The sequence below is a fragment of the Agromyces sp. MMS24-JH15 genome (assembly GCF_043518605.1).
Taxonomy (GTDB): domain Bacteria; phylum Actinomycetota; class Actinomycetes; order Actinomycetales; family Microbacteriaceae; genus Agromyces.
The window spans coordinates 1,507,460-1,519,906 of record NZ_CP171358.1 but is presented as its reverse complement, the minus strand read 5'-3'; the positions used below and the strand labels follow the sequence as shown (position 1 = coordinate 1,519,906).

The following is a 12,447-nucleotide window of genomic DNA, read 5'->3' as shown; positions in this document are numbered from 1 at the left end:
GACTAGTCGCCGTCCACCGGGTCGACCGTGAACTCGCCGGTGCCGGGGGTGACGTGGATCGTGCGGGTGTAGGCCGCGGTGACCGTGCGCCCCTCATCGGCGGTGCAGGCGAGGCCGAAGCTCCAGGTTCCCCCGTCCGCGCGGAGTTGCGCGGCGTCGGCCGGTGAGCCGTCGCTCTGGTAGTCCAGCGCAGCGACGGGGAGCAGGACCTCGAGGCGCCCGGGCACCGACGGCTCGGGGTCGAAGCCGGAGGCCGAGTAGGCCTTCCACCCGGTGATGCCGGCCCGTTCGGCACCGTGTCGGCTCACGAACGTCCAGGTCGCGGTCGACTCTGCGGGGCAGACGAACGGCTCCCGCGGATCGGTGGCGCTGGCGGCGAAGTCGAGGCCCCGGTCGTAGTCGAACACGGCGCCGGCCTGTTCGGCGAGTTGCTCCGACGCCGGGTCCCAGAGGTGGATCGGCCCGTCCGACGGCGGCGCCGCGACCGCACCGCCGGTCCCGGCGAGCACCGCCGCGAGGATGCCGCCGACGACCGCCGCAGCGGCCACGCCGGCGCCGACGCCGATCCAGAAGCGCCGCTCGGGTCGCCGCCCGCTCCGCCGCCCGCCTCGCCGCTCGCCCCGCCGCTCGGCGGCCGCGCTGCCGTCGCTCGACGACGGCGCGGCCGCCGACGGGGTGGGCTGTGCCTGCGCGGCCGGTTCGGTTCCGGTCGTCATGCGACTGCTCCTTGCGGTTCGGGTTCGGGAATCGCCGGTCGACGTCCTCGCACGACCCGCGCGAGCATCGCCGCCGCGATCCCGAGCGCCGCGACCAGGCCGACCGCCCAGGGGAACGCGAAGACCGTGGTCTCGCGCGTCAGCGGAGTGAGCTCGGTGCCCTCGATCTCCGTCGGCGGGGTCAAGGTGACGCGGGCGTTGACGATCGGCCACTGGCCGATTCCGGACAGCTCGACGCCGATCGTGCGGACCTCGCCCGCCTGCAGGGCCTCGACGGGTGCCACGACCGTGCCGAGCCGAGTGCCGAACGGCGTCTCGATCCAGAACCTCGCCTCGGAGTCGAACGCCGTGTGCGAGGCGTTGCGCACCGTGAACGACAGGTGCACGCTGCCCGCCGTCGGGTCGATGGACGGCGTGGACGATCCTTCGAGTCCGCTGAGGTAGAGCACGCCGCCGATCGAGAGCTCGTCACTCGACTGCTGCGCGCTCGTCGGCGCCTCCGCGGGCGTGGCCGCGTCGGACGGCGCTGCGCCGCCGGAGCCCCCGGATGCCCCGGAGCCCGTGCTCCCCGGCGACGGGGAACCGGATCCGTTCGACGGGACGGCGGTCGGTGCCGGGGTCCTGCCGTCGGTGACCGTCACCGAGATGTTGGGACCGCTGGGATCGGCATCGGCCCTGGCGTCGTCGATCGTCAGCAGGTTCGCGTTCGCGAGGACCCCGAGCGCGACGATGCCGCCCGCCAGCGTCTCGGCCCACGAGCGGCGGCGAGTCGCCGACCTCACGAATCTCCCGCCCGACCCGCCGCGCTGAGTTCGGCGTCCTGCCCGGACTCCTGCTCGTGCTCGGCCTTTCGCCTGGCCTCCTGCTCGGTGTACTCCATCCACGCCTGGGCGCGCGCCGCATCCTGGCGGCGGCGCCACCGGAGGAAGAGGAGGATCAGTCCGGCGAGCGCGAGGAGGATCAGCAGCGTCCACGGCACCGCCCACGTCACGCCGTCGCGGTTGGTCGCCGGCACGGCGAGCAACTGCTGGTCGGGGTCGTCCGAGTCGACGAAGGGGTTCAGGCGCGCGTACGGGTTCAGGTAGAGCCACTGGCCCACGCCCGTCGCCTCGAACTCGTACGTCGCCGAGTTGCCCGGCAGGAGCACGGGGATGCCGCCGCCCTGCTCGCCTGCGACGGGAATGCCGAACACGGTCCGCACGCCCATGGTGACGTTGCCGGCGAGCGCGACGTTGCCGGGATTGGCGACGCTGTAGCGGATCCGCACCGCGCCGCCGAACGGATTCCACCAGTCGCCCTCGTACGAGGCCTCGAAGCCCCGGATGGTCAACTGGGGCTGCAGTTCGCCCGAGACGCGTGCGTAGATCGCGGTCGCGACGCGGCGATCGAGGCTGACCTGCTGCCCCTCCTCGATGACGGACGCGACGAGTCCGCCGACGTGGTCGCCCGGCGTCGCCTCCGCGGGGAACGCGACCGTGAACGGCAGCAGGCGCACCTCCTCGGGCGCGAGCGTGAACCGGATCCGGTCCTCGCCGTTCTCGAACTTCACCCAGGCCCCGATCGAGGCGGGCGCGTCGGCGGTCGGGAGCAGCGAGAACGCGCCGTCCTCCGCGTTGAACGCGTCGGTCGCGTACACGGTGAACTCCTGGGGCGCGGAGCCCGTGTTGCCGACCAGGACCTGATCGGCGATGGTCTGCCCGGGGTCGGCCGAGTAGCTGAGGCGGGTACGCCCGTCGGGCAGCCCGTCGGCACCGGCCGGTCGCGTGGCGACGCCGACCGTGCTCGGGTCGTCGGCCGCCATGGCCGGGCTCGACGCGGCGAGCAGCCCGCCGATCGCGGTCAGCGTGAGCACGAAGGCGGCGACCGCCCGGGCGAGGCGCGTGCGGGCGGGGGGTGTCGAGATCTGCACGGTACATCTCCGCAGGTGTTCGCGACGAGCCGGCGTCGCGGGGGTGAACGAGGGGTGAGCGAGCCGTGTCACGCGGATGATGTCCGGTCCGGGCCCCCGGACCCCGGACGCACCTGGTGGGAGGGCCGCGAACGGCCCTCCCACCAGGCTCACTGCTGCAGCTGCAGCCCGCCGCCTACTTGGAGGTGAGCGTGAGGGTCAGCGTCGAGTGGTACTCACCGGTCTGCGCGGTCACGGGCGCCTTGAAGGTGAGGTCGGCGTCGAAGAGCGCACCGGTCGGCAGGGTCGAGACGGCCTGGCTCTCCGCGAGGTGCCCGCCGGTGTTGACGGTGATGCCCGCGAGCGGCGTGTAGCCGGTGAAGACCTTCGGCGCGATCGACAGGGCCGACTTCGCGATCGTGTCGCTGCTGCCGGCCTTGGCGAAGTCGGTCCACGCGGCGTCGAGGTTCCAGCCCTTGAGCACGTTGCGGTCGTCGATGACGGTGACCTTGCCGAGCGACGCCGTCTTGGCCACGTCGCGCTGGACGTTGCCGAAGTCGACCTGGGTGTTCTCGGCGTTCAGCGCCCAGAGGTCGCTCGCGGTGACGGTCGCCGTGATGTCGACGTCATCCGTCTTCGCACCGTACGCGGGGGCGGGGATGTCGATCGTGCCCCATGCGACGACCGCGAGGCTGCCCGGAAGGGTCAGCGCGATGGTGTGCGTCGCACCGGCAGGCAGGCCCGAGATGTCGACGGTCGCGTTTCCGGCCGCGTCGGTGGTGACCTGGCCGAGGTTGGTCGGGTCGGACCAGCCCCACGCCTGCAGCGTCTGCGACGCGTGGGCGGCACCGGCGGCAACCGTGACCGTCGTGGCGCCCTCGGCCGGGTCGGCGATGGTGACCTTGCCCGCGTCGGCATCCGTGGGCTGCGCCGGGACGTTGGCCTCGACCGTGCCCGAGAAGGCCTGGTCGTCGAAGCCCGCGGCGTTCGTCGCCCGCAGCGTGAAGCTGTAGGCGCCCGCGGCCGTCGGGGTGCCCGCGATCGCACCGGTCGCGGCGTCCAGGGCCAGACCCGCGGGGAGCGCGCCGGCCTGGACCGACCACGCGATCGGCGCGGTGCCGGTCGCAGCGATCGTCTGCGAGAACGAGGATCCCTTGGTCAGCCCGTTGAGCGACGTGGTGGTGACCACCGGGGCGGCCGCCGGGGCGGCCGGCGTGGCGAAGGTCCAGGTGGCGAGGTTCGGGTTGGCGTTGCCCACGACGGTGATGTAGGTGTAGTCCACCTCGAGGATCGTGTTCTGGGCGACGTCGAGGAACGCCAGGCCGAGCGAGTAGTCGCCGCCGGCGATGCCGACTGCGCCGGCGCCCGACGGGGTCCCGGCGCCCGTGCTCGTGTTGCCGAAGGGCGAGAGGTTCGCACCCGAGACCGACGGCTGGTTCCCGAGCGACGCATACGCGTTCCACGCGCTCAGGTTGGTCTCCTGGCCGCGGGGCGCGATGAACGTGCGCACCTGGGTCGAACCGGCGGGTGCGACGAAGGCGCTGTTCCAGTCCTCGTCCGAGGCATCCGGCGAAGCGAGGACGCTCGCGTCCCACGGGAGCGAGGTGCCCGCCGGGAACTGGAGGCCGGTCTCGTCCGAGAGCAGGTACAGCGGGTGCGCCGAGCCGACGGTCGGGACGATCGCCGCGTTCGCCGACATGGCCGGCAGGGCCGTGAGAGCGAGTGCAGCCACTGCGACGCCGACGCCGAGTCGGTTTCGTCGTGAAAGGAGCTTCATTTCTTCTACTTCTCCTGTCTTGGTCTTGCGACTAGTTGTTCGCGGTGAAGGCCGCGTCCTGCGGAGCCGAGAAGCCGAACTTCGCCTTCACGGCCTTCGTGGTCGACGTCGCACCCGAGGCGCCCCAGTAGGTGAGGCTGGTGGTGGACGACGGGTTCGTCAGCGCGAACAGGCCGGCGTCGTACGCCGGGTTCGCGGCGCCGCCGGCGAGGGTCGGGGTGATCTTGGTGGTCGGGACGACGATGAACACCGTGCGGCCCCAGGTCGCGCTGTTGAAGTACGCGGTGTTCGGCGCCACGCTCGGTGCCGTGCCGGTCGTCGGCGCGACGCCGCCGATGGTGCCGACGGTCACGCCGGCCATGGTGTTGATGCGCGCGGCGCCGTTGACCTGGCCGATGTAGTTCGCGACCGAGAGCGGGATGATCTGGATCTGGTCGGCGGTCGGCGTCAGCACGTTGCCGTCGTTCTCCGGGATCGTGTTGCCGCGGGTGTCGACCGCCGCGCCGATCGTGCCGACCCCGATCTTGTTCAGGAACGTGGTCCACGTGCCCGAGCTGCTCTGCAGCGCGAGCGGCTTCACGACGTAGTCCGTGCCCGGCACGGCGACCGGGGAGCTCGCCGAGTAGAACGACGTGAGCTCGGCGGTCGTCAGGCCGTCGATCCACGCCTTGGCGGCAGCCGCGTCGCCGTTGCCGTTGGCGTCGGTGCCGATCTTGTAGATGAACCCGATCGCGTCCTGCCCGAACGGGATGTAGGTGAGCACGCCGCCCGCGACGGCCGTGCCCTTGGACGAGCTGCGGGCGAGGTCGACCTGGTTCGCCACGTCGACACCGTTGTAGGTGGTGCTTCCCGAGTAGTTGATCGAGCGGAGGAGCGCGGTCCGGCCCGCACCCGATCCGTTCGGCCGGTCGAACACGTTGCCGAACTCCTTGGTCTGGATCTTGCCGACGCCGCCCGAGACGCCGAGGGTGAAGGCGTCCCACGAGGCGAGGGTCTTGCCGGCACCCTTGACCTTCACGGGCGAACCCGAGATCGAGGTTCCGTTGGCGAGTGCTCCCACGGCGTCCTGCAGCGTGTCGGAGCCGACGATCGAGTAGCCGTCGCTGATCGGGTCGGCGAACGCCGGGGTCGCCGTCATGGCGATGCCGGCAGCGGCAACCAGAGACGTGGCGCAGATGGCCACCATCTTCTTGATCTTCACTACTGTCCTTTTCTCTGATGGGATCCGGGCCGCGTCCGCGGCCCGGCGGGAGCTCGCTAGGGGCGGGCCCACGATCGGATCGCCCGCCGCCGCGACACGACCACGCTCGCGATCGCACCCCCGGCGCCGGCGACGAGACTGACGGGGATGGCGACGCCCGTCGGGACGCCCGGGTCGTCGGGCGTGGTGCCGCCCGCGAGCGGGGCACTGGCGTCGCCGGTCGCCGCGGGCTGGGCCGCTTCGGTCGGCGACGAGCCGCCGACGACCGACCCGCCCGAGGCCGAGCCCCCGGACGCCGCGGACCCGCCCGAGCCGACGTACGGCTGCTGCGGCGTCGAGGTGGCCGACCGGCCGGAGGCGATCGCGGATGCCGCGGCGATCGCCTGCTCCGCCCAGGACGCGGGGATCGGCGCATAGCCGTCCGGGAGCTGTCCGGCGTCGACGCCGGGCGTCTGACCGACGCCGCTCGCGGCATAGCGGATGAACGCGGCGTACGCAGTCCGCAGCGCCTCCCCGGTCTTCACCGGGTTCGCGGCCGCGTAGACGGGCAGGGTAAGGGGGTACGCATCACCCGCGCCCTGCGCCGTGGTCGCCGCCGGGTCGAAGCCGACCACGCGGCCGGCCGCACCGACCGAGGTCATCGCCGAGGCGGCCGAGAGCATCCCGGTCCGCGTCGGCGACACGAAGGTCCCGGCGGGATTCCGGAGGGATGCCGTGACGACCTGGTACCTGGCGGCCGCGGCCGTGCTGGTGAGCCCGAGCAGCGCCTGGTTCCCCGGCAGCATGCGGGCGGCCTTGGTGTACTTGGGCGGGAACGAGAACGGGTCCCAGCCGCCGAGGAGCTGCCCGTCGCCCCGCAGCGTCAGGTAGGCGACGGTGCCGAGGTCGTTGGCGTACGGGCGCCAGGTGACCAGGTTGATCGGACCCGTGTTCGCCGGCGTCACCTCGATCGGGTCGGCCTTCGGGAAGTCGTCGCGGTCGAGCGAGAACGGCGTCCCGGTCGGGTTCTTCGTCGCATCAGTCGAGTACCACGGGTTCACGACCATCCCCCAGTCGTCCGGGGTGCCCGCGAGGAAGGCGCGCGCGGCCGGGTCGGCGGCGATGTACGCCCACACGGCCCGGGCCGCGTCCGACCTCCCCTGCGACACGATGACGTCCGCGATGGCCGGGCCGGCGAGGTCCTGCGCCGCCCATTCCGGGTCGTTGACCGCGAGGAAGTCGGGGTCCTTCGTTATCGTGTACGGGTTCGTCGGGTTCAGGTAGCTCGTGTCGGCACCGGTCGGCAGGGCCGACCGGTACGAGTAGCTGAGCAGCTTCGCGAGGAGCCGGGGCGTCAGGTTGACGCTGGTGAACGGCGTGTGCGCCGCGTCGAGGTAGTCCTGGGGAAGCTCCTTGAACGGATCCGGACGGCGATCGATCGCCAGCGAGATGGTCACGCCCGTGAGCGCGATGGGCGCGTACTGGAGGGGATCCGCGCCCTCGGTCCGCAGCGGGTAGCTGGTCAGCGCCAGTGGCGCGTCGACCGTCGTCGCGGCCGCGGTGACCGCGTCCGACTCGGGCATCGTGAGCAGGGAGTAGACGGACGCGTCCGTCGCCTGGTTGCAGACGGCCGGCTGCCACGAGTTGACGGCGACCGCTGCGAGCTCGCTCCCGGCGAGCTGGCGTTCGCCCGCCCCGACCGCGCACCGGCTGCCGAGCGGGGCGAACCCGAGCCGCACGGACAGTGCGTGCCGCCACGAGTCGATGAAGAGCCCGGACTGGGTGATGGTCGACGCGCCGTTGTCGGACTCGCCGCGCGGCAGGATCACGAGCCAGCAGCCCGCCCCGGTCGTGACGTCGCCCTTCGTGACGGGGGTGCCGCAGCCGAGCGCCGGCGCCTGCGCGGCCGTCTGCACCTCGAACGAGACCGCACCGTTGCCGTCATCGCCCGAACCGACCCACGGGATCTCGTTGGTCGAGTACGACGTGAAGAACGGGTTGATGTTGAGGTTGACCGCCGTGTCGACCGTCTTGGCACCCGTCGTGGCATCCGTCTTGATGCCGTCCACGCGCGCGCCGTCGCGTGCGACGAAGGGGATGCCCGTGTACGGCGGGAGGAATGGCACGTCCGTCAGCGCCGAGTAGGGCGCATCCTCGGCCGGGACCTCGTCGAGCGTGATGTTCCGGAACGCGTCCCGCGTCGCGCCGGGCGTGTTCGCACCGCCGTACACGCACGACGTCCGGTCGGGTCGGGCCGGGTCCTTCGGGTCGTCGCCCCAGCACATGAAGATCTGCAGGAAGTTCGCGCCGCCGTTCCCGCCGCTGGGCGCGATCGACTGCTTGCCGCCGGTCCAGCTGACGCGGATGCCCTGGGCGACCAGCTGCTCCGTCTGGGAGACGGTCACCTCCAGGTCGGGCAGCGGCGCGTGCTCGAGGTCCGGATCCTGGTCCTTCGCCGTCACCGTGACCGCTGACGAGTCATCCGCGTGCGCCGGCGCCGCGTCGATGACGACGCCCGAGAGTGCGACGAGCCCGAAGACGACGGCTGCGGTCAGCAGGCCTGTGGATCCGGATGCGATCCACATCGATCGGCGGGCGGGGCGTGCAGGCTGCACAGGGTCCTCCAGGAGGATGTCGCGGCAGTTCTCCTGCCGACCGGGATGAAGCTATGGGCGGTTCGTGACGCCCGGATGAACGGGCGCTCAACGACGGGAGATCGGAGGTGGCCGATCATCGGCGCACGCGAAATACCCGGTCAGCGCCGGTTCGACGCCGATGCGGGCGGGCGGTCGCACCGAGGCGACCGCCCGTCCGAGGGCAGGTGGAGCGAGGTCAGTCCCTCCCTCGACCGCCTCCTCGACGGAGGCGCGGCGACAGCAGCGGCGGCACCGCGATGGCGAGGAAGAGCAGGATGCCGGCGACCGTCATGAGCGCCTGCGGCGTGCCCCACGCGTCATCCGGAAGCGTGAACGGCGACGACACGGCCGCGCCGGCGACGGCCGAGCCGGAGATGAGGTTGCCGTTCGCGTCGTACACGGCCTCGCCGGTGCCGGAGGTCGCCGCGGCATCCACGGTCGTCGCCGTTCCGGTGGCCGCCCCGCCTGCGGACGCCCCGCCACCGCCGGTGCCGGTCACCGGAGTCTCGTCGAGCGCGCCCGCGGTGCCCGTGGTGCACTGGTCGGGTCCCTTCTTGTCGCACGCGGCCGGCTGCGGCGCCGTCTTCGCGAGCTGGTTGTCGGACTCGCTCTCACCGGGCTTGAAGGTGGGGTTGTTGCAGGCGTTGAAGTCGATGCCGGCCGCGTTCGCGCCCGGGATGCGCTTCACGACCTCCGAACCCGCGCGGACCAGGTTCATCGGCAGCGGCGAGTAGCCGAGGGCGGCCGCCTGCTGCTGGCCCTCGCACAGGAAGTACGTCGCGAACGCGCCGAGCGTCTTGCCCTTCGCCTCGGTGAAGATGCCCGCGACCTGCGTCGGCACGATCATGTACGAGTAGCTCGACAGCGGGTACGTGCGGGGGTCGGCGTTGTTGTAGACGCCGTCGAGGTTCTGCGTGAGGTCCGAGTTGATGCCCGCCTTGAGCAGCGCGACCGCGACGGAGTTCGCCGTCGGCTCGATGTAGTACCCGGCCGCGTTCAGCACCTTCGCGACCGGGAAGCCGGACTTCAGCGCGTACGAGTACTCGACGTAGGTGATCGCGCCCTCGCCGTAGTCCTGGCTCACGTAACCCGCGACGCCGAGCGACCCGTTCTGCGCCTTGCCGTTGGCCGGCGTCGGGAACTGCGACCGCATGCCCGCGGTCCACAGGCTCGGGTACTGCTTCGACATCCAGAGCGAGAACTGCGCGCTCGACCCCGAGCCGTCCGAGCGCACGACCGGCACGATCGCGCGGTCGGGCATCGCGAGGCCGGGGTTGTCGGCCTGGATCGCGGCGTCGTTCCACTTCGTGATCGCGCCCGAGAAGATCTTCGTGATCACGTCGCCGCTCAGGCGCAGGTTCGTCACCCGCTTGCCGCCGATCTTGAGGTTGTACATGAACGACGTGCCACCGGCCACGATCGGCATGTACGAGAAGCCCGTCGTCGGAACCTCGGGCGCCGAGCCGTCCTCCGGTGCGCTCTGGAACGGGATCTCGGACACCGCGAAGTCGACCGTCCCCGCGATGAAGTCGCGCCGGCCCGCCGACGAGCCGGTGCCCGAGTAGTTGATCGTCATGCCGTAGTTGGCGGCGACGTTCTTGCGCCACTGGTCGAGCGCGTTCTGCGACCACGTCGACCCCGTGCCCGTGATCGGGATCCAGCTGTCGGCACGAGCGGTGGATGCCCCGGACTGGGCGAGCCCGCCGGCGAGCACGAGCACCGCCAGGGTGGACGCGACCGCGCGGATCGCGTGGCGGAGGCGGATGGTCACGACGGGCGCTCCTCGTTCGGGTGGTCGGTGTCGGGGTCGGTCCGGGTGTCCGGCGGCGCCGTGTACTCGATCGGCCGCGACGCGCGTTGCATGTTGGCGAGCGCGATCCGCGACGCATCGGACGCGCTGCGCGCGGCCGCGGCGCGTCGCTGCCGGGCGCTCAGCACGCCGGGCGCCCGACCGCCGATCGTGCGCGCGAGGAGGAACATGCCGAGCACGACGAGCACGAGCGTCGCCGCGGTGCCGAAGCCGCGCGCGATCATGTTCGGCTCGGGCGACTTCACGAAGTCGAACACCTGCAGCGGCAGGGAGATCATCGGCCCCGAGAAGGGGTTGATGTTGAGCACGGCGGTCACGCCCGAGGTCAGCAGCACGGGCGACGTCTCGCCGATCCCGCGTGCGGTGCCGAGGATCACCGCAGTGACCAGGCCCGATCGGGCGGTCGGCAGCACGACGTGCCACACCGTCCGCCACCTCGAGGTGCCGAGCGCGTACGAGGCCTCGCGCAGGTTGCCGGGCACGAGTCGGAGCACGACGTCCGACGCGCGGATGATGATGGGCAGCATCATGACGCTGATCGCGATCGCGGCGGCGAATCCGGACCGCTGGTGCGTGATCAGCTGGATGATCGCGGAGTAGACGAAGAGGCCGGCGACGATCGACGGCAGCGCGGTCATCGCGTCCGAGATGGTGCGCACGAATCGCGCGAACCGCCCGCCGACCTCGTTGAGGAAGACGGCGGTGGCGATGCCGAGCGGGATCGTGATCGCGAGCGCGATCGAGATCTGGATCAGCGTGCCCACGATCGCATGGAGGATGCCGCCGACGTCGAGCGGGTCCAGCGGGCCCGCCAGCTCCATCGTCTGCACGAAGAAGTTGGGGTGCACGAGCGCGGGGATCCCGCGGAGCACCGTGAACACGAGGACGAAGACGAGGGCCCCGAGCAGGATGACCCCGGCGCTCGTGAAGAGGCTCGTGACGATCCGGTCGGCCACCTGCTGGCGGTTCCCGCCCAGGGAGACGAGGAACGCGTAGATCCCCAGGAACACGAGGAACGAGACCACGACCCAGCCGACGAACCCCGTCATGGGCGTCAGCCAGCCGAACAGCAGGGTCGCGACCGCGAGCGCCGCGGCGAGCGCGCCGATCACGTTGAACCGGTCGTCGACGGTCGCACCGCGCACCTCGCGCCGCTCGCCGACCTCGGCCGTCGCCTGGCCCGGTGTCGCCGTGCGGCGGCGGGTGCGGCCGGCGGGCGGCGGCACGAAGCCCGTGAGGTCGTCCGGGCCGCTCGCGAGGCGATCCGCCTCGACGTCGGGGAGTTCGCCCACCGGGGGCGCGTCGATGGTCACTATCCCTCGCTCTGGGCGCCCGAGCGGCTGCGAGCCACGATCGAGGACGCCACGAAGTTGATGATCAGGGTGATGACGAACAGCACCAGGCCGGCCGCCATGAGCGCCGAGAGGCCGAACTGGCTGGCCTCCCCGTATCGCAGCGCGATGAGCGCGCTGACCGAGTTGGTGCCCGTCTTCAGGACCTGCCAGTTGATCTCGAAGATGGGCGAGATGATCATGTAGACCGCGATGGTCTCGCCGAGCGCCCGCCCGAGCCCGAGCATGGTGCCCCCGATGACGCCGCCGCGGCCGAACGGCAGCACGACAGTCCGGATCATCCCCCACCGGGTCGAGCCCAGCGCGAGCGCGCCCTCCCGCTCGCCGAGCGGGGCCTGCGAGAACGCCTCGCGCATGACCGACGTCTGGGTGGGCACGACCATGAGCGAGACGACGATGCCCGCGATGAACGCCGACGACGTGTACGCGCTCGCATCCGTCAGGTGGTTCCCGTCGGCGTCGGTCACCGCGAAGATCGGGATCCAGCCGAAGTAGGTGGAGATCCACTGCGCGACCGGGATCACGTTGGCCTGCAGGAAGAACACGCCCCAGAGGCCGAAGACGACGCTGGGGACGGCCGCCATGAGGTCGACCAGGCTCACGAGCGTGGACTTCAGCCGGGCCGGCACGACCTCGCTGATCAACAGGGCGGTGCCGAGCGCGAGCGGCACCGAGATCGACATCGCGATCAGCGCGATCGAGACCGTGCCGAAGAGCACCGCCGCGATGCCGAACTCCTGCGTCTCAGGAGACCACCGCTGCTCGGTGAGGAACGAGAACCCGGCCACGCCGAGCGCGTCGCCCGCGCGGAGCGAGAGGAACAGGCCGACCGCCAGCATGACCGCGACCGTCGTGCCGCCGGCCGCGAACGAGGCCGCGCGGAAGACCCGGTCGCCGACGGATCCCCGCGTGTGGAGCGTGCGGGCCCCGGCGGGCCGGTCCCCCGGCTCGCCGTGCTGCCCGGGCTCCTGCTCCGAGGTGGGCGGCGGCCCGACCGCGAGGTCGCCCGGCGAGGAGATCACCTCGGTCACGACGTCGAAGGGTCGCTCGCCGCTCATCCGGACCTCCTGGCGGGGCGCGCCGGTCGG

General features: G+C 71.8%; 9 protein-coding genes. All 9 read right to left on the bottom strand.

What is annotated here, in order from left to right; translation table 11 throughout:
• Positions 1–2: 2 nt before the first annotated feature.
• The 9 genes from ACDF64_RS06895 to pstC all read right to left on the bottom strand — a co-directional run bounded on the left by ACDF64_RS06895 (position 3) and on the right by pstC (position 12,417).
• Entirely contained in the window at positions 3–716 is a 714-nt protein-coding gene (locus ACDF64_RS06895; RefSeq protein WP_394554324.1) for a hypothetical protein, read from the bottom strand.
• A complete protein-coding gene (locus tag ACDF64_RS06890) occupies positions 713–1,498 on the bottom strand; it encodes a hypothetical protein (RefSeq protein ID WP_394554323.1) in 786 nt (261 codons plus the stop codon). The genes ACDF64_RS06895 and ACDF64_RS06890 overlap by 4 nt, the downstream gene beginning before the upstream one ends.
• A complete protein-coding gene (locus tag ACDF64_RS06885; RefSeq protein WP_394554321.1) occupies positions 1,495–2,625 on the bottom strand; it encodes a hypothetical protein in 1,131 nt (376 codons plus the stop codon). Before ACDF64_RS06885 ends, ACDF64_RS06890 begins: the two co-directional genes overlap by 4 nt.
• 175 nt (positions 2,626–2,800) lie before the next feature.
• Complete coding sequence (locus ACDF64_RS06880) at positions 2,801–4,336, bottom strand: Ig domain-containing protein (protein WP_394554320.1); 1,536 nt, start codon at positions 4,334–4,336, stop codon at positions 2,801–2,803.
• A gap of 76 nt (positions 4,337–4,412) precedes the next feature.
• The gene (locus ACDF64_RS06875) at positions 4,413–5,582 is read right to left on the bottom strand and encodes a hypothetical protein (protein ID WP_394554319.1); all 1,170 of its coding nucleotides are present in this window, start codon (positions 5,580–5,582) and stop codon (positions 4,413–4,415) included.
• Between the two features lie 56 nt (positions 5,583–5,638).
• The gene (locus tag ACDF64_RS06870; protein ID WP_394554318.1) at positions 5,639–8,146 is read right to left on the bottom strand and encodes a hypothetical protein; all 2,508 of its coding nucleotides are present in this window, start codon (positions 8,144–8,146) and stop codon (positions 5,639–5,641) included.
• Between the two features lie 247 nt (positions 8,147–8,393).
• Positions 8,394–9,968 (bottom strand): phosphate ABC transporter substrate-binding protein PstS, encoded by a 1,575-nt coding sequence (gene pstS, locus ACDF64_RS06865; protein ID WP_394554317.1) that lies wholly within the window; start codon positions 9,966–9,968, stop codon positions 8,394–8,396.
• Entirely contained in the window at positions 9,965–11,320 is a 1,356-nt protein-coding gene (pstA, locus tag ACDF64_RS06860; RefSeq protein WP_394554316.1) for a phosphate ABC transporter permease PstA, read from the bottom strand. Before pstA ends, pstS begins: the two co-directional genes overlap by 4 nt.
• Positions 11,320–12,417 (bottom strand): phosphate ABC transporter permease subunit PstC, encoded by a 1,098-nt coding sequence (gene pstC / locus ACDF64_RS06855; RefSeq protein ID WP_394554314.1) that lies wholly within the window; start codon positions 12,415–12,417, stop codon positions 11,320–11,322. Before pstC ends, pstA begins: the two co-directional genes overlap by 1 nt.
• Positions 12,418–12,447: the final 30 nt, after the last annotated feature.

Excerpts from the sequence above, each read along its gene's own strand:
- pstC (WP_394554314.1), bottom strand. The coding sequence starts at position 12,417 with ATGAGCGGCGAGCGACCCTTCGACGTCGTGACCGAGGTGATCTCCTCG.
- ACDF64_RS06895 (WP_394554324.1), bottom strand. The coding sequence starts at position 716 with ATGACGACCGGAACCGAACCGGCCGCGCAGGCACAGCCCACCCCGTCG.
- ACDF64_RS06870 (WP_394554318.1), bottom strand. The coding sequence starts at position 8,146 with ATGTGGATCGCATCCGGATCCACAGGCCTGCTGACCGCAGCCGTCGTC.